General features: G+C 26.2%; 18 protein-coding genes. 10 read left to right on the plus strand and 8 right to left on the minus strand.

What is annotated here, in order from left to right:
• Positions 1 to 9 precede the first annotated feature (9 nt).
• Both pheT and C7380_RS10940 read left to right on the plus strand, forming a co-directional pair.
• Entirely contained in the window at positions 10 to 2370 is a 2361-nt protein-coding gene (gene pheT, locus C7380_RS10935; RefSeq protein WP_109605854.1) for a phenylalanine--tRNA ligase subunit beta, read from the plus strand.
• 10 nt (positions 2371 to 2380) lie between these two features.
• Entirely contained in the window at positions 2381 to 2719 is a 339-nt protein-coding gene (locus C7380_RS10940; protein WP_206050589.1) for a hypothetical protein, read from the plus strand.
• A 31-nt stretch (positions 2720 to 2750) separates the two neighbouring features.
• Here C7380_RS10940 and C7380_RS10945 read toward each other — a convergent pair whose 3' ends face one another.
• A complete protein-coding gene (locus C7380_RS10945; protein WP_109605857.1) occupies positions 2751 to 3944 on the minus strand; it encodes an MFS transporter in 1194 nt (397 codons plus the stop codon).
• 371 nt (positions 3945 to 4315) lie between these two features.
• Here C7380_RS10945 and C7380_RS10950 point away from each other — a divergent pair, with 371 nt between their 5' ends.
• The 5 genes from C7380_RS10950 (at position 4316) to C7380_RS10970 (ending at position 9533) form a co-directional block, all read left to right on the plus strand.
• The gene (locus tag C7380_RS10950) at positions 4316 to 4582 is read left to right on the plus strand and encodes a co-chaperone GroES (protein WP_109605859.1); all 267 of its coding nucleotides are present in this window, start codon (positions 4316 to 4318) and stop codon (positions 4580 to 4582) included.
• A gap of 19 nt (positions 4583 to 4601) precedes the next feature.
• A complete protein-coding gene (groL, locus tag C7380_RS10955; RefSeq protein ID WP_109605861.1) occupies positions 4602 to 6236 on the plus strand; it encodes a chaperonin GroEL in 1635 nt (544 codons plus the stop codon).
• A 214-nt stretch (positions 6237 to 6450) separates the two neighbouring features.
• Positions 6451 to 7761, plus strand: coding sequence for an ABC transporter substrate-binding protein (locus C7380_RS10960; RefSeq protein WP_109605862.1), 1311 nt, complete (start codon positions 6451 to 6453; stop codon positions 7759 to 7761).
• Positions 7762 to 7815: 54 nt separating this feature from the next.
• Entirely contained in the window at positions 7816 to 8682 is an 867-nt protein-coding gene (locus tag C7380_RS10965) for a carbohydrate ABC transporter permease (RefSeq protein WP_109605864.1), read from the plus strand.
• Between the two features lie 11 nt (positions 8683 to 8693).
• The gene (locus tag C7380_RS10970; protein ID WP_109605866.1) at positions 8694 to 9533 is read left to right on the plus strand and encodes a carbohydrate ABC transporter permease; all 840 of its coding nucleotides are present in this window, start codon (positions 8694 to 8696) and stop codon (positions 9531 to 9533) included.
• Between the two features lie 29 nt (positions 9534 to 9562).
• Here C7380_RS10970 and C7380_RS10975 read toward each other — a convergent pair whose 3' ends face one another.
• Both C7380_RS10975 and C7380_RS13575 read right to left on the minus strand, forming a co-directional pair.
• Positions 9563 to 10294, minus strand: a complete 732-nt coding sequence (locus tag C7380_RS10975) for an ATP-binding cassette domain-containing protein (protein WP_109605868.1) — start codon at positions 10292 to 10294, stop codon at positions 9563 to 9565.
• A 9-nt stretch (positions 10295 to 10303) separates the two neighbouring features.
• Entirely contained in the window at positions 10304 to 10456 is a 153-nt protein-coding gene (locus C7380_RS13575) for a hypothetical protein (RefSeq protein WP_158274882.1), read from the minus strand.
• Between the two features lie 270 nt (positions 10457 to 10726).
• Here C7380_RS13575 and C7380_RS10980 point away from each other — a divergent pair, with 270 nt between their 5' ends.
• Positions 10727 to 11407, plus strand: a complete 681-nt coding sequence (locus C7380_RS10980; protein WP_109605870.1) for a cytochrome c biogenesis CcdA family protein — start codon at positions 10727 to 10729, stop codon at positions 11405 to 11407.
• Between the two features lie 2 nt (positions 11408 to 11409).
• The gene (locus C7380_RS10985) at positions 11410 to 12078 is read left to right on the plus strand and encodes a thioredoxin family protein (protein WP_158274883.1); all 669 of its coding nucleotides are present in this window, start codon (positions 11410 to 11412) and stop codon (positions 12076 to 12078) included.
• 6 nt (positions 12079 to 12084) lie between these two features.
• Here C7380_RS10985 and C7380_RS10990 read toward each other — a convergent pair whose 3' ends face one another.
• From C7380_RS10990 to C7380_RS11010, 5 genes are all read right to left on the minus strand, one after another.
• Positions 12085 to 14100, minus strand: coding sequence for an HD domain-containing phosphohydrolase (locus tag C7380_RS10990; RefSeq protein WP_158274884.1), 2016 nt, complete (start codon positions 14098 to 14100; stop codon positions 12085 to 12087).
• Positions 14101 to 14230: 130 nt separating this feature from the next.
• Positions 14231 to 14563, minus strand: a complete 333-nt coding sequence (locus C7380_RS10995) for a DUF1292 domain-containing protein (RefSeq protein WP_109605876.1) — start codon at positions 14561 to 14563, stop codon at positions 14231 to 14233.
• 124 nt (positions 14564 to 14687) lie between these two features.
• Entirely contained in the window at positions 14688 to 14960 is a 273-nt protein-coding gene (locus C7380_RS11000) for an HU family DNA-binding protein (RefSeq protein WP_109605878.1), read from the minus strand.
• Between the two features lie 187 nt (positions 14961 to 15147).
• On the minus strand, positions 15148 to 16008 hold the full coding sequence (locus tag C7380_RS11005; protein ID WP_158274885.1) for a DegV family protein: 861 nt from the start codon (positions 16006 to 16008) through the stop codon (positions 15148 to 15150).
• 48 nt (positions 16009 to 16056) lie between these two features.
• Positions 16057 to 16815 (minus strand): (S)-benzoin forming benzil reductase, encoded by a 759-nt coding sequence (locus C7380_RS11010; RefSeq protein WP_109605881.1) that lies wholly within the window; start codon positions 16813 to 16815, stop codon positions 16057 to 16059.
• A gap of 198 nt (positions 16816 to 17013) precedes the next feature.
• Here C7380_RS11010 and C7380_RS11015 point away from each other — a divergent pair, with 198 nt between their 5' ends.
• Positions 17014 to 17691, plus strand: a complete 678-nt coding sequence (locus C7380_RS11015) for a nitroreductase family protein (RefSeq protein ID WP_109605883.1) — start codon at positions 17014 to 17016, stop codon at positions 17689 to 17691.
• Positions 17692 to 17769 lie beyond the last annotated feature (78 nt).

Raw genomic sequence — 17769 nt, forward strand, 5'->3', positions numbered from 1 at the left:
CCTAAAAAAATGAATATATCCTTAGAATGGTTAAAAGATTATGTTGATATAAATTTAAATACTGAAGAGATAGTAGATAGAATCAAATTACATTCAACAAATGTTGAAAAAACAGAGAAATTGGCTCAGGGTATTAAAAATATAGTTATAGGAAAGGTAGAAAGTGTAAAGGATCATCCAAATGCAGATAGACTTATAATTTGCGATGTAAATATAGGAAAAGAAAATATTCAAATCGTTACGGCTGATAAAAGTGTTAAAAAAAATCATTTAGTACCGGTAGCTTTAGATGGAGCAATTCTAAAAGATGGCTTTAAAATAAAATCGAGAAAAATGAGAGGCGAATTATCTCAAGGAATGTTTTGTTCCCTTGAAGAAGTAGATCTTGAAGAAAAATCAGATGAAGTTTATAAAATAAAAGAAGAAGTTCCACTTGGAGTGGATTTTGTAGAATATTTTAAAATGAATGATGAAATAATAGAAATTGAAGTTTTTCCGAATAGACCTGATTTACTTTCTTATACTGGAATTGCAAAAGAACTTGAAATAATAGATACGGCTAAAAACTTTAAATTACCGAGTTTTAAAAAATTAAATAAAAATAATTCATTCGATATCGAAATAACTGATAATAATTGTAAAAGATATTCAGCTGCGATTATAAAAAATATAAAAGTAAATGCTTCTCCTTTATGGTTGGTAAGAAGACTTGCAACTGCAGGTATAAGGAGCATAAATAATATAGTGGATATAACTAATTATATAATGTTAGAAACTGGACATCCAGTTCATGCATTTGATTTAAATTTGATAAAAGATAAAATTATAGTTAGAAAAGCTGTAAAGGGAGAAAAAATACTATTACTCGATGAAAAAGAATATGAATTAATGGGAGAAGAAACGCTTATAACAGATAAAGAAAAGATACTTGCAATTGGTGGAGTTATGGGTGGTGAACTTTCAGGAATAAATGAAAACACGACAAATATTCTTTTAGAAGTAGCATATTTTGATCCCGTAAACACAAGAAAAGTTTCAAAGTATCATAAATTATCTACTGACGCTTCTTATAGATTTGAAAGAGGTATAGATCCAAATGATGGCGAATTTGTTATGGGAAGACTTGTAAAACTAATAGAAGAAATAGCTAATGGTGTATCTGATGGAACAATTACAGACATATATCCAAACAAAATAAATCCAAAAGAAATAAATTTAAGATATACATATCTAAATGAAAAACTTGGGACAATAGTTCCTGAAGAAAAAGTTCAAAAAATAATAGAAAAATTTAATTTCAAAAAAGAAAAAAATACAGATGGCTGGAAAATATTTCCATCAACTAAAAGACCGGATCTTGAAATAGAAGTAGATATGATAGAAGAAATAGGAAGAGTATTTGGATATCATAATATAGAGTCAAAACTTCCAGAAACTACTTTATTTCATGGAGATAAAAATAATTTTTTCATGTTTAAATCTGAAATAGCTTCATTGATGATTGGAAACGGTTATAATGAATCTATAACTTTTTCTTTTATGAATATAAACAATATGTGGTTAGATAAATCAGATTTAAAAATATTGAATCCACTTTCTGCTGAATATGAATATATGAGACCACTTGTAAGTTATGGACTATTAGACTGTTTATCTTACAATTACAGAAATCAAAATAGAGATGTAAAATTATTTGAAATTGCAAATATCTATAATACTACATCAGATGGAAAAACAAAAGAAGTTCCACATTTGGCATTTGTAGCAACAGGAAAAGAAAATCCAAATGATTATACAGATAAAAGAATGATAAATTACTACACTTTTAAAGGTGTATTAGATAATTTGATAGACTTTACAAATATAAAAAACTTAAAAATAAAACGATTGAAAAAAGAAGGATTTTCATATTCTCAAAGTGCTGAAATTTATATAAACGACGATTATATAGGATTTATAGGATTATTAGACTCTCAATACGCTGATAAGATTTATGATATAAAAGATAAAGTATATATATGTGAAGTAAATCTTGAAAAAATATATGAATTTTCAAATCCAATAAATAAAGAAAATAAAAATTTTGATTATCCGGCAATAAAAAGAGAATATTCTTTTACTGTGCCTATAAATAAAGAGTTTCAGGAAATAGAACAAATAATAAAAGATTCCGGTAATATAATAGAAAAAATAAATATCTTTGATGTATATAAAGGAAAAGGTATAGATGAAGACAAAATAAGTATAACAATAACAGTAGTTTACAGATCTTATGAAAAAACTTTAACCGATGAAGAAATAAACCCTGTGGAAGAAAAATTCTTAAACAAATTAGATTCGATGAATATTAATTTAAGGCAAAAAGGTTAGGAGGTGTAAAATGGCAAAAGTATTTGGTGAAAATACTGGTAAAGGTTTTATAAAAGAAGAATCCAATGAAATATTTGCCAAAGCAATGGAAAGTGCTATATTTAAAGCCCCTGTAAGAAATAAAGATAAAATATATATTTCTGATCTATGGTTTATAACTTCATTACCAAAAGATTTAATATGTGAAATAGTAAAAGAATTCGGTGAAAATTTAACTATTCCAGAAGATATAAATTTCATATATGATGATAAAAACAGAGAAACTCTTTGGGAAAGAAAAGAAAAAAATTCTGAAAAAGAAATAAATGATGATTTTAAAAATTCAGATGAAGATGAAATTGAAGAATAAAAAATAGAGCAGGATTATTCCTGCTCTTTCTTTAAGAGTTATTGCCATATAATTCCTCTAAGATCTTTCCCTTTTTTATAGGCTTAAATAACTTAAACAATACAATAAACGCAAAAAAATAAAATATTGAACTAATCAAAAACAGCCACGTGTATCCATTGGGGAGAGATACGATCAAACCAAACATAATGGCTGCAATTGATCTTGCAAAAAAATTAAAAGACTCTCTAAAAGAGTTAATTGTTGTAACTTTATTTTTAGGTAAAGAACTCAGCACAACCGTCATAGTAACTGGATTTGTCATATTCATAAAAGAGAATCTCAGAGCATAAAGAATTACAAATAAATACGCACTTTTAACAAATCCAAGACTTATTATCAGTGGAACAACAAGACCAGATAAAACCATAACATACTTCATAGGCCCTATTTTTTTTGAAAATACTGGTGAAAAAATAGATCCCATAGCTGCACCAAATTGAGCTATAGAAAGAGAAATACCTATTAAAGTTGGAGGCATATCGAACAAATCTTTAAATATTAAATTCCCAAAATTTACAAAAAGACCTGCTCCAAAACTTATCATAAATGTTCTTATATAATAATACTTTAAAATATACAGTTCATCTTCTTTAAAATCTGAAATGTTAAATATATCTTTAAATTTTGTGTTCTCGTTCTTATCACTCTCAGGTATATTATACAACAAAATATTAGAAATTATATAAGCAATTGCTGAAATATATAAAGTAATTTTAAATCCAATAAATTCTCCCAAAAAACCTCCAAGAAAATTCCCAAATAATCCACTTCCCATAGTAACCCCAAAATTAAAACCAAAAGCTTTTCCTCTAATTGAATTATCAGTTATATCTATTATATATGAATTCAATAACATCATTCTGGATGTCATAAAGCCACCAGAAAAAAAAGATAAAGTCAAAAGAAAAGTTTTAATTGGAAAGGTGACTCTTAAAAAAAGCAAAAGTCCAAATCCATAAGATGCAAAGTATAAAAGTTTTTTCTTACCAAATCTATCTCCAAGAACGCCTATTAAAATACCTAAAAAAGCAGATCCAATCATTTCAATAGAAGTTATAGTACCAATAAAATCATTTTCAAAACCTATATTCCTTAGATAAAGGTTAAAGACAACTTTATATATGGCCCAAAAAATACTGCTACAAAAAGAATACAATATTAAATTTTTTAAATTTTTAGACATCTCATCCTCCAAAAAAGGTTTGTCTTACTAACTATATTATACCATCAACATGATATAATATTAATTTTTCAATATCAAATTAATTAAATTACAAATATATTAAATAAAACTAATACCATCATAAAAAACGTAAAAAAGAAGTGTTATCATATATGTATAAACAAAAACAAAGATTATTTTAGCATTTAAATGATTTTTGTTTATAATCAAAAATATTTATCTATAATTATTTATAAACACGGATAATCTGTTTTTTTAAAACTTGATGAAATCCGATATAAATGATATTATAAAAATAGTTAGCACTCAAACAAAGTAAGTGCTAAAAAATATAAAAAAATACATCTAATAAATATAAGGAGGTATTACAAATGAATGTAAAACCTTTGGGAAACAGATTGTTGATCAAAACTATAGTAGAAGAAAAGAAAACAGAAGGTGGCATTGTATTGCCTGATTCAGCAAAAGAAAAACCTCAGACTGCTTTAGTAGTTGAAGTGGGAAACTTAGAGGACCTCGATTTAAAAGCTGGAGATAAAGTTATATTCTCTAAATATGCTGGTTCCGAAATCAAGGTTGATGGTGAAGACCATATAATAATCGATGCAGACGATGTTCTTGCAAAAGTAGAAGACTAAATCAGGAGGTGTGTTGAAAATGGCTAAAGAATTAAAATTTGGTGAAGATGCAAGAAGAGCTTTAGAAGCTGGAGTTAATAAAGTAGCAAATGCTGTTAAAATAACATTAGGACCTAAAGGAAGAAATGTTGTTCTTGAAAAAAGTTGGGGTTCTCCAACTATAACTAATGATGGAGTGTCAATAGCAAAAGAAATTGAATTAAAAGATAAATTTGAAGATTTAGGAGCTCAATTAGTAAAAGAAGTTGCTTCAAAAACTAATGATATTGCTGGTGATGGTACAACTACAGCAACAGTACTCGCTCAAGCTATGATTTCTGAAGGACTAAAGAATGTAGCTGCTGGTGCTAATCCTATATTGATGAAAAATGGTATAAACGAAGCAACTAAAAAAGCCGTTGAAGAAATTAAAAATGTAAGTAAAAAACTTTCAGGAAAAGATGAAATAGCTCATGTTGCTTCTATATCTGCAAACAATAAAGAAATTGGAGATATAATAGCTGAAGCAATGGATAGAGTTGGAGAAGACGGAGTTATAACAGTTGAAGATTCTAAATCTATGGAAACTTTTGTTGAATTCACAGAAGGTATGCAATTTGATAGAGGTTATATTTCTCCTTATTTTGTAACTAATACTGAAAAAATGGAAGCTGAAATGAAAGATCCTTATATTCTTATAACAGAAAAGAAAATATCAAATGTAAAATCAATAGTTCCTGTACTCGAAAAAGTAGCTCAAGCTGGAAAACCATTGGTTATAATTGCAGAAGATATAGAAGGAGAAGCATTATCAACATTAGTACTAAATAAATTAAGAGGAACTCTTGAATCTGTTGCTGTTAAAGCTCCTGGATTTGGAGATAGAAGAAAAGCTATGCTTCAAGATATAGCAACATTGACAGGTGGTACAGTAATTTCAGATGATATCGGTTTGACTTTAGAAGATGCTACAGTTGAAATGCTCGGTACAGCTGATGTTATAAGAGTTAGAAAAGATGATACTATAATAGTTGGTGGTAGTGGCGAAAAATCAGCTATTGAAGATAGAGTAAAACAAATAAGAGGTCAAATTGCAAACACAACTTCTGATTATGAAAAAGAAACATTACAAGAAAGACTTGCAAAATTGGCTGGTGGAGTTGCAGTTATAAAAGTTGGAGCTGCTACAGAAACCGAATTAAAAGAAAAGAAACATAGAATTGAAGATGCTTTATCAGCTACAAGAGCTGCTGTTGAAGAAGGTATAGTTGCCGGTGGAGGTATAACCTTAATAAGAGCCAAAGAAGCTGTAAAAGAAGTTGTTGAATCTTTAAAAGGTGATCAAAAAATAGGTGCCAATGTTGTTTATGCTTCATTAGATGCTCCTATAAGACAAATAGCTAAAAATGCTGGTGTTGAAGGTGCTATTATAATAGATAAAATTTTACAGTCAGATGATTCATCTTACGGATACGATGCATTGAATGATGAATTTGTAAATATGTTTGAAAAAGGTATAATCGATCCTACAAAAGTTACAAGAAGTGCGGTTCAAAATGCTGCATCAATAGCTTCCATGTTGTTAACAACAGAAGTATTGGTAACAGAAGAACCTAAAGAAGAACCAGAAATGCCTGCAAACCCAGGAATGGGTGGAATGGGCGGAATGATGTAATAATAATTCCTTCTGAAATAGGTACGCAAATGCGTACCTATTTTTTTTTATTAAATTTCACAATATATCATGGTATAATATTAATACAAAATTATCTTTTTATTTATATTTATAATACTATATTAATTTTTATTAATAAAACAAAATATTTCTATAAAATATATAAAATAAGTCATAGTAAAATATTTGAAGATTAAATAAGGGGGTTTAAAAAATGAAAAAACTTTTTATTGTTTTTATTGTTTTATTTTCTCTATCTATATTTGGAAAAACAACAGTGGATTTTTGGCATGCAATGAGTGGCGAAAGAATTCAAATTATTCAATCTATAGCTGATAGATTCATGGAAGAAAATCCAGATATAGAAGTCAAGACACAGTACACTGGAAGTTATAAAGAAACTTTAAACAAACTTATAGCTGGTGTAAAATCAGGTACAGCACCTCAAATAGTTCAAGTTTATGAAATAGGAACAAGATCTATGATCGATGGGGGAATAATAATTCCTATACAAGATATGATAGATAAAGATAAAACATTTGATGAAGCAGTTTTTCTCAACTCTGTATTAAATTATTATAGAGTAGATGGAAAACTTTATTCCATGCCTTTTAATTCATCAAATGCTGTTCTTTTTTATAATAAAACACTTTTTAAAGAAGCGGGATTAGATCCCAACAAACCTCCAAAAACCTTTGAAGAAGTTATGGAATATTCAAAAAAATTATTAAAAAAAGATTCTAATGGAAATATAATTAGAACTGGATTAACTTGGCCTACACATTCATGGATATTCGAACAACTATTGGCAGCTCAGGATGCCCCTTTAGTTGATAATGATAATGGAAGATCTAAAAGAGCGGAAAAAGCTGTATTTAACAATGAAGAAGGTCAAAAAGTTTTCAAATTTTTTTATGATATGACAAAAAATGATTTGATGTTAAATACCAAAAAAGAAGATTGGTCAGCAGCGAGACAAATTTTTCTTTCTGGAAAGGCTGCAATGGTAATGTTCTCAACTTCAGATGTGACTTCATTTACAAAAGAAGGAAAAGCAAATGGTTATGATATTGGTACTGCCTTTTTACCTACACCAGATGGCGCACCCGATGGTGGTGCAATAATAGGTGGCGCAAGTCTATGGCTTGTAGATGGTCATTCAAAAGAAAAAACTGATGCCGCTTGGAAATTCTTAAAATATTTAAATTCAACAGAGGAACAAATCAAATGGCATTTAGATACAGGATATTTCCCTGTTAGAAAAGATGCTGTAGAAAATTTAATGTACGAAGGATTTTATTCAGAAAATCCTAATTATTTAACAACAATTATGCAATTAGTTTTATCTAAACAAACTTATAACACCAATGGAGCTTTAATAGGAGTCTTTCCTGAAGCAAGAGATAAAATTGAAACTGCTATACAGATGATGAATTCTGATGAAATGGATTATAAAAAGGCTTTAAAATGGGCCGAAGATGAAGTAACTAAATTAATAAAAGAGTACAATGAACTTTATTATTAAACTTTAAATTTTAAGGGCGGTTAACCCCGCCCTATTTTTACAGGGGGTATTAAAATGAAAAAAATTATACCGTATATTTTACTATTTCCTACACTATTAATAATAGGAATCTTCATATACTGGCCTGCAGGTCTTTCTTTTAAATTAAGTTTTTATAGACAATCTCCTTTTGGAAATAGAGAAATATTTGTTGGATTTAAAAATTTTATAAGCCTTTTTACTAATCCAGAATACTTGAATGCCATGCTAATAACCTTAATATATGTTATTTTAACAGTCTTTTTTACAATCGTAATAGCTTTTCTTCTTTCTCAATTATTAAATCAAAAAATACCAGGAACTAAAATTTTTAGATTATTTATATTTGCACCTTATGCTATTTCACCAGCAATAGCTGGTACTTTATGGTCTTTTCTTTTAAATCCAGTAGTTGGACATTTAAATTATTTTTTTAATTCGATATTTGGCCTAAATATGGATTGGCTTACATCTTCTCCTTATGCACTAATAGCAGTTATAATGGGAAGTATTTGGAAAATGTTACCATTTAGCTTAATTTTTTATATCGCTGGGTTACAATCTATACCAGATTCAATAATAGAAAGTTCATTAATAGATGGAGCTAATCTTTGGAAACGAATGTGGAAAATTAAATTTCCTTTACTTTCTCCAATAACATTTTATCTCGTTATTATGACTATAACATCTGCAATGTTTAACTCTTTCGGAATAATAGATGTCATGACAAAAGGTGGGCCAATAGGAGATACTACCACTCTAATATATAAATTATACTTAGATGCTTTTACTTATCAAAAAACAGGCCCTGCAGCAGCTCAAAGTATAATTATGTTTATAATAATGGGAGTTGTAACTTTCTTTTATTTCAAAAACGTTGAAAATAAAGTCCATTATCAATAAGGAGAGATTTTATGAAAATAAGCACGAGAAAGAAAATGAATTTAATAGTATCAGAAATACTTTTAATATTGATTTCTATTTTAATAATGCTTCCAATTATTTTATCTTTTTCTATGAGTTTCATGAGTCCAAATGAAGTTTTTTCTTATCCACCAAAATTATTACCAGAAAAATTAAATTTTGATAATTATATAAAAGCATTAAAACTAGTAAAACTTGATAGATTATTATTAAATTCAGCTTTGATCGGTATTGCCGTAACCATAGGAAAGCTTATCACAGGAACCCTTGCTGGTTATGCATTTTCTAATTTTAATTTTAAAGGTAAAAAGATTTTATTTGGTATTTTATTCATAACTTTATTTTTACCTGCTGAAACCGTTATGATATTACCCTTATTCATGATAATGAATAAACTTGGATGGATAAACAGTTATTTAGCTTTAATAATTCCTTTTATAGCTTCAGCAACAAATGCTTTTTTATTTAGACAACATTTTATGACAATACCAAAAGAACTCGAAGATGCTGCCAAAATAGATGGTGCGAGCCCTATGCAATATTTTTTTAAAATATTAATTCCTCTTTCAAAACCAATGCTCGGTGGGGCAGCTTTGATAAATTTTGTCTATGCTTGGAATATGTATTTATGGCCTTTGATAGTAACTATGGATGATTCCATGAAAACCGTTCAAATTGGTGTGAAAATGCTCATGGATGCCGAAGGATTAAATAATTGGGGTGTAATAATGGCGGGAACGAATTTAGCTTTAATTCCAACATTAATAATATTTTTTGCGATACAAAATCTTTTCGTAAAAAGTCTCGTGAGTTCTGGCTTAAAAGGTTAAAAAAAGCTGTATTTATAAAATACAGCTTTTTATTTTGGATAATTAATTATAAAACTTTCTGTTTTTCCAGCAAAAGATATTTTGCCATCATCTAAAAAAACAACTCTTTCAGCTATATCAGAAAAAAGCGAAAAATTTCTTGTTGAAATTATAAGTGTTCTATCTTCTTTTATTCTATAAAGAATATCTTTAACATCTTCTAATAAAAAATCATCTAAATGGTCGAGTATAGAATCAAATATAAAAACTTTTGGCCTTCTCGCCAATGATATAAAAGTTATTAAAGAGATTTTCTCACCTATTGACCAATTTTTTAAAGAGTTATACTCTTTGAGATTATCCAAATCAGAAAATATTTTAGATATGCCAAGTTTTTCAAGTATTGAAAAATATTCTTTTGAAATATCTTTTAGCTTTAAACCCAATGAAAGATTCAAAATCTCTTTTAAAGTTAAAAAATTGAGATTTTCAACAAAAGTTGGATCTGAATAAGTTATTTGAGATCTCAAATATTTTCTATCGAGATCAAAAACACTTTTACCAAGAAAATATATTCCACCAACGCCTTCGACATTATTATAAAGCTCTTCATTTAAATGTACAAAAGATCTCAGCAAAGAAGATTTACCTGAATTTCTTGGACCATAAAGAAGTATTATCTCTCCCGGATATATATCCAAGTCAAGATTTTTTAAAATCTTAGTATTTCCTATATTTAAAGAAAAATCTTCCAATTTTAAAATTGGATCTTCATAATACATTTTATCAACTCATTTGTTTTTTTCAACATTATCTTTAGTATTACCTCTTCTTATCTCAGCTATTTTCTTTATATACTGAGAGTCCTTCTCCATCTTCATAACTTTTATGAATTCATATTGTGATGACAGCTTGGGGTTAGAAAAATTGAGTTTATCTTTCATTTGCATCACCTCTAATAATAAATAATAAATCATAATAATTGTTTATATCACTTTTATGATACATATAAAATAATACAAAAATAATAAATTATATTACAAGTTTTTTATATCTTAGATAATATATTTTATAAAAACGCCTTTTATTTAATAAAAGATTAATAAAAGTTATCTTAAATATTTAATTAAAATATTTTTCATATACTTTAATAATATGACCTTTTATGTTATAATTGATACCACCACCAGGTATATTAAAGAGGAGGGAATTATTTGAATAATTTTGGCCTACAACAAAATGTTACCTATTTGACAGCTTTTACTGGAGGTTTAATATCTTTTTTAAGCCCTTGTATAATACCTTTAATTCCTATTTTTTTTAGTATTTTAATAACTGATATTAAGAAACCTCGTATAGTTATAAAAAGAAGTATAGGATTTTTTTTAGGATTATCTTTATTTTTTTCTATTCTTGGGGTTATATCGGGAAGTATTTCTCTATTATTCGCAAAATATAAATGGTTAATAGATTTATTTGGAGGAATTTTGATAATTATATTTGGAATAATTTATATTTTAAAAATTCAAATTTTTAAAAATACAAATATTAATCTATCAAAATTCAAAAATGATTCATTTGTTTCATCATTTATAATGGGTATAATAATATCTTTTGTTTGGATTCCTTGTTCTGGTCCAATATTAGCCGCTATTTTTACAATGGCCGCAACAAGCGAAAATGTTATTAAATCTTCAATAACTTTATTTTTATATTCGCTTGGAATATCTATTCCATTTTTATTTTTAAGTGGTTTTATAAGTAAACTTTTTTCAAAAATAAGTTTTGGAGAACCTAAATGGCAAAAACACCTCAGAATCATAGGCGGCTCTATTTTGATTATTGTTGGAATTTTAATAAGTACAGGTTTTTTTAATATTTTACAGGGGGTATAATGATGAATAAAAACTTTTTAATTTTTTTATCTTTCATATTTATATTTTTATTTTCTTTTTCAAATGATTCTTTAAAAGATTTTATGATAAATGATTTTAATAATGGTATAGAGATCTCAAAATTAATGGATAGAAATCTTATTTTGATGTTTTCAACTAATAAATGTCCAGCATGTACGAAGTTTAAAAATGAAGTTTTAAAGAATGAAGAAGTACAAAAATGGCTAAAAACAGAATATATTTTTGTTGAAATTTTACCAGATTCTTCAAAAAAAACTACTTATAAAAACTATAATTTAAATTATACACAATTATTTAGTGTTTTTAATGCAAGAAGTACTCCAACATTCATTTTTTTTGATGATAATGTTGAACCTATAGGTAGTTTAATTGGAGCTTATCCGTCAGAAATTTTTCTAAATCTATTAAAATTTTTAAAATATGATAATGATGAAAATATTGAAATAAATGAATTCATGGAAAAGAATATACCAGTAAATATAAGAAAAAGAATTTTAAATTTAAAAGATGAAGAGATTGAAAAACTCTTAAAAATAGATCCAAATACAAAAAAAGTATCTAAAAATTTAGATAAATATACTAATATTTATCTGGATGATGATTTAAATGATAATAATTACAATAATTTTATAATATTAAAAAAAGAGTAGATTTTTCTACTCTTTTTTATCATATAAATCTTTGTTTTTTTCTATTATATCAATAAACTTTTCTAAAATTTTTTTATCAAAATGTTCTGGTTTAGTCCTTTCATCACCATTAATGAGTATATCTATACTTTTTTCATGACTAAATGCTTCTTTATAAGGTCTTTTGGATCTTAAAGCATCGTATACATCTACAACAGATACTATTCTGGCTTCAATAGGTATTTCTTCTCCCATCAATCCTATTGGATAACCTGTACCATCCATCTTTTCATGATGAAATAAAGCAATATTTTTAGCTATTTTTAACATTTCTGAATTACCTATTATATTCGCTCCATAAATTGTATGATTTTTTATAATTTCCCATTCATCAGAGTTCAACTTGCCATCCTTTCTTAAATAATCTATAGGTATTAATATTTTTCCTATATCATGATAAAATGAATATTCCCTTATCTTTTTACAAAATTCTTCTTCAAAATTCATCTCTTTAGAAAGTTCATAACTCAAAAATGATATTCTTCCCATATGTTCAGAAGTTTCATAATCAAATTTTTCTGCTACTATGGTGAGTTTTTTTAGAGAATATTTGTATGCTTGTAATGTCTGCTCCTCTCTCCTTTTTAAGTTTAAAAATATTTCTATAAACTTAGAAAAAATTTCAAGATATTCTTTGGAATCTTGTGAAAATTCTATATCTTCATTAGAATTTAAGGAAATAGAACCTATAAACTTATTATCATCTAAAAGATCTATGAAAATAGTAGATTTAATATCATAAGAGCCTATTTCTTTGAATATATTTTCAGTTTCTAAAGGTATGTTTTGACTATTATTATATCTTTTTAAATTATTAATTTGTTTAACATGATTGCTAACTTTTACAGCTGATTCAATAGGCATCCAAGCTTCAAGTGCTCTATTTGGAAATCCACTGACGGCTTTTATCTTCCAAATATTATTTTTTATGAGGGCTATTGAACCTTTTTCAGCTTCAGGAACTAATTTAACCATTTCTTTTATAGAATAATCAAGTATGAGATCTATATTTTTTTTATAATCAAAATTATAAAAAATTTTATATATATTTTTCAATCTTTCTGAGTATATATTCATTTGTTCTTTCAATTCTTTTTCTCTTATAAAGCTTTCTGTTATCACTTTATTTTTATTAAGTATTTTATTGTTTGTATTTTTTAATTTTATGAATAAAAGCACTAATATTATAATTATTACAGAAGTTATTATTAAAAATATAAAATAATACACTTTTACTTTTTCTTGTGTTTCCAAAGCCATCGAATAATCTATTCCAAGCCATTTTCTAAATATTTCATAATATTCTTCACTTTTTAAAATTTTTTTTAACTCTTGATCAAATATTTTTATTTTTTTATCTTTTCTACTCACAAAAGTAATAGGATATGTATTTAATTCTTCTAAATATCTAAGTTTATATCTATAATCGTTTTCTATAATATATTTTTCTATAGTCCTTTCATCTTCAATTGCACAAGCTCTAACTTTTTTTAATATTAAATACTCCAAAGCTTTTTCATTACTATTAACTTCAACAATATTTTTAAATCCTCTTTTTTTTAATTCTTCGTATAAAAAACTGTCTTTTATCACAGAAATTTTTTCATCTTTTAAATTTTCATAATCAATTTCATCATCATTTAAAGTCATTAAAAATGAAGTAATCGTATGAACAGGAGTATAAAAATCAAACATTTCTTTTCTATATTCATTTGGAACTATAAAACCTAAAACATCATATTTATCATCTTCCATAAATTTTTTATAAGCTTCAATCCAATCATAACTTTCTATGTTGAATGTAAGTGATGTTTTATTTTCAATTTCATTTAAAAGATCTATTGCAAATCCAGTTCTATTTCCTTCAATATAAAAAACATCAGGATAATAATCTGATATTATAACATTATAATTCTCTGAAAATAAAATACTATAAAATATAATAATAATGATTATAAATAAAGCTTTATTATATTTAGCCAAATACATCACCACCAAAAAAATATCATATTATAATATAGTTCTAAAATTAATTGTATCATAATCTTCATAATCTTCTTATATATATTTACAAATAAAAAAGGCATTACATAATGTAATGCCTTCAAATAATTTATTCTTCCTCTTTTTCTTCAACTTCGAGAAGATCAAAATCTCCCTCTTCAAAGTCTATTTCTTCAATTTGTTTCTCCCAAATATTACATACTTTTTCATATTCTTCTTCATCTTCTATAGATTCAAGAACTGTATCTTCACCATCTGATTGTATTCTAAATACTACAGAATCACCTATAACTATTTCTTCACCATTTTCATCTGGAAAAGCTTCATCACATATCCAATAATTTTTACCATCAACTTCAATAGTATCTATATACATGAAATGGTGTTCATTTCCTTCTTCATCATTTAATGTAAAAAAATCTATTTTGTCTACTTCTTTCATTTTATCCCTCCTAGTTTACGAATCGTATCATATAAGTCTACATAAAAATGATTAAAAATTCATATATATATTGTCAAATTTATATAAAAAAATAAGGAGGTTTTCTCCTCCTTACCTTTATATATTACTTTACTCTTTCTTTTAATTCATTACCTGGTCTAAACTTAGGTACTTTTCTTGCTGGAATTTCTATTGGTTTTTTTGTTTGAGGATTAACTCCCTTTCTTGCTTTTCTTTCAGATACAGAGAAAGTTCCAAAACCAACTAATTTAACTTCTTCTCCATTTTCTAAAGATTCAGATACAATCTCTACAAATGAATCTAAATATGTTCCAGCGTCTTTTTTTGATACTCCAATTTTTTCAGCCAATGCGGAAATAAGTTCTTTCTTATTCATTAAAACACCCCCTAGGAAATGTATATAAAAACTTTATATTGAAATTTTATCATATTTAATCATTAAAATCAAGCTTTAATCGGACTTATACAACTTTTGTAAGAAATAACAAATAAAACATAAAATAGTTAAAAATAGAATTCATATATATATAAATAAATAAAACAATTGGTTAATTTTTAAAATTTTAATACAATATTGCCGCTATACCAACAAGCCCATCTCCAGTATGTACCAATGCAACAGAAGATATATCTCCAACAAATACTTTATTTGGATTCATTTTATTTATTTCATCTATTACTTGTTGAACATATTCATTCGTCTGATCCGAATTTCCTGATTTATATATTCCAACAGCATTTATTTTTTTATTTCCAACCCATTTTTGAAAAACTTCTAAAAGTTTTTCAACAGATCTTTTCATTCCCCTTGATTTTGCTACATCAAAATACATACCTTCTTTATTAACAGATATTATTGGTTTTATGTTTAAAAATGTTCCTATAGAAGCCGAAACTTTCCCTATTCTCCCATTTGCTTTCAAATACTTTAATGTTGGAACGAGAAAAAATACATTAGTTTTTTCTCCTACAATTTTCTCCATCTCATTTTGTATATATTCAAAGTCTTTTCCCATATCTATTAATTCAGAAATCCTATAAACTATTACTCCCGCTCCTATAGAAATATTTTTTGAATCTATGATCTTTATTTTAACAGAATACTTTTTTCTCATTTCTAATGCAATATTTTCAAATAAATTATATGTTCCACTTATTCCAGAAGATATTGTAACAGCAAAAATTTCTTCATACCCCTTTTTTATGAGATCTTCAAAGGCATCATAAGTATCTTTATAATTCGGTAAAGATGTTTTCGGAATGTCTGTTTCCATAAATTTAAGAACTTCTAATTGACTTATCTCCAAAACATCTCTATACTCTTTTTCTCCTAAGATCACTCTAAGAGATACCCATCTAACATAGTCCTTTTCAAGCACTTCAAATGGAGTATCTGTAGCAGATTCACATATAAGTCCTATCATTTTATAACCTCCTGCTTTTAAATAAGAAAAAGCCATTTATTAATGGCTTCATTGAAGAAAATCATTTATATGATATACTCCCCCATTTTCAAGTTCATCTTCTATTAAAAGTTCTACTATTTTTGAAGCTACCATTCCTGGTGTTAAAAGTATACCATTATTTTTCAAATCTATAAACTTTTTTACATCTATAAAATCTTTTTCTCTAGAATTTCTTATTTTATGTTGCATAGAAGTATCTACAACTCCAGGTGCAAATGAAATTATTTTTGTATTCGTTCCTATTTTTTCCTGTTCTAAAGCTGAAACTTGAGAAAACATATTCAATCCAGATTTGGAGGAACAATATGCACCCCAACCATAAACTGGTTTTACAGCTGCTCCAGAAGATATGTTTAAAACAACTTTATTTATATATATTTCTTTTGTTTTTTTCAAAAATACATTTGTCATCAAAATAGGTGCTATCATATTGACTTTAACATTATCTATAATCTCTTCATTTTCTATCTTTCCCATAGGTTTTATAGGAACTATAACTCCTGCATTGTTTATTAAATACAAATTTTCTGTTTTAGATATTTCTATTTTTTCAAATATCTCTTCAAATAACTCTTCTATTCTATAAATATCATTTAAATCAAAATCTATATATTCAACACGCACATTTTTTTCATGTGCCAATTCTATTATATCTTTATTAACTGTTCGAGATATACATATTATTTCATTTTCATTTTTCATGAGATTTTTTACTATTGATTCGCCTAACCCTCTTGATGCACCAGTTATTATAAAAACGTTCATTTTATCTCCTCCTTAATTTTGTATAAAATGAAATCGTTGTCGTATAATTAATTTTTAAATTAAAAAATTCACTTCATAATTATGATATCATATTATTAATCCAAAACAATCTTTAAATATCTTTAATATTCTTTTTATATTGTGAAATATAATTATAATATAATAAAATTCTTAAAATTTCTAAAAAAGGTGATAATTATGTTTGAAAATGAAATATTCGATTTGATAGAAAAAAGAAAATCAACCAGAAAATATTTGCAAAAACCCCTTAAAAAAGATGATACAATAAATATTGAAAAAATATTAGAAGGTATTCCAAATATAACTCCGTTTAAAAGTTTAAATTGGAATTATTCTAACAGTAATTTTTCAACTGGTAAAATTTTTTCAAAATGCAATTTGGAAGATTATGTATCTTACGGATTTTATGGTGAAATAATAATTTTAAGTCTTACAAAATATGGATATGACACTTTATGGAATGCTACAAAAAAAGAAGAAAATTCTCCAGCAACATTGTTTTTTGGAAAATCTGAGAATAAAAACCCAAAAATCTTGAATTTCTTTTTAAAATCTCAAAAAAGAAAAAGCATAAATGAAATAGCAAAAATAAAATCCATTCAAACTCCACAGATAATGAAAATAATCGAAGCTGGAAGATGGGCCCCTTCAGCAGTAAACAAACAGCCTTGGTACTTTGAAGTCTATACTCCAGATGAAATCAATATCAAATTTAATAAAAATAATATAAGAAATATAAATTATATAGACTTAGGTATAGTTATAAGTCATATATATTTAGCCTCAATATATTTTTATCCAAATTCAAAAATTAAAAGTATAGATGAAAAATCTTATAAAATTATTTTAAAATAAGCAATAGAAATTAATGTTATATAAATATATATATAGTATAATATATTGGAAATAAAAATAAATTATATGGGGGGTTAT

The organism is Oceanotoga teriensis (assembly GCF_003148465.1).
GTDB classification, from domain to species: Bacteria; Thermotogota; Thermotogae; order Petrotogales; family Petrotogaceae; genus Oceanotoga; species Oceanotoga teriensis.

Coding starts and splice junctions, on each gene's coding strand:
- C7380_RS13575 (WP_158274882.1), bottom strand. CDS start 10,456: ATGAAAGATAAACTCAATTTTTCTAACCCCAAGCTGTCATCACAATAT.
- C7380_RS10985 (WP_158274883.1), top strand. CDS start 11,410: ATGAATAAAAACTTTTTAATTTTTTTATCTTTCATATTTATATTTTTA.
- C7380_RS11005 (WP_158274885.1), bottom strand. CDS start 16,008: ATGATAGGACTTATATGTGAATCTGCTACAGATACTCCATTTGAAGTG.
- C7380_RS10975 (WP_109605868.1), bottom strand. CDS start 10,294: ATGTATTATGAAGATCCAATTTTAAAATTGGAAGATTTTTCTTTAAAT.
- C7380_RS10945 (WP_109605857.1), bottom strand. CDS start 3,944: ATGTCTAAAAATTTAAAAAATTTAATATTGTATTCTTTTTGTAGCAGT.
- C7380_RS11000 (WP_109605878.1), bottom strand. CDS start 14,960: ATGAATAAGAAAGAACTTATTTCCGCATTGGCTGAAAAAATTGGAGTA.
- pheT (WP_109605854.1), top strand. CDS start 10: ATGAATATATCCTTAGAATGGTTAAAAGATTATGTTGATATAAATTTA.
- C7380_RS10995 (WP_109605876.1), bottom strand. CDS start 14,563: ATGAAAGAAGTAGACAAAATAGATTTTTTTACATTAAATGATGAAGAA.
- C7380_RS11010 (WP_109605881.1), bottom strand. CDS start 16,815: ATGAACGTTTTTATAATAACTGGTGCATCAAGAGGGTTAGGCGAATCA.
- C7380_RS10960 (WP_109605862.1), top strand. CDS start 6,451: ATGAAAAAACTTTTTATTGTTTTTATTGTTTTATTTTCTCTATCTATA.
- C7380_RS10970 (WP_109605866.1), top strand. CDS start 8,694: ATGAAAATAAGCACGAGAAAGAAAATGAATTTAATAGTATCAGAAATA.
- groL (WP_109605861.1), top strand. CDS start 4,602: ATGGCTAAAGAATTAAAATTTGGTGAAGATGCAAGAAGAGCTTTAGAA.
- C7380_RS11015 (WP_109605883.1), top strand. CDS start 17,014: ATGTTTGAAAATGAAATATTCGATTTGATAGAAAAAAGAAAATCAACC.
- C7380_RS10965 (WP_109605864.1), top strand. CDS start 7,816: ATGAAAAAAATTATACCGTATATTTTACTATTTCCTACACTATTAATA.
- C7380_RS10940 (WP_206050589.1), top strand. CDS start 2,381: ATGGCAAAAGTATTTGGTGAAAATACTGGTAAAGGTTTTATAAAAGAA.
- C7380_RS10950 (WP_109605859.1), top strand. CDS start 4,316: ATGAATGTAAAACCTTTGGGAAACAGATTGTTGATCAAAACTATAGTA.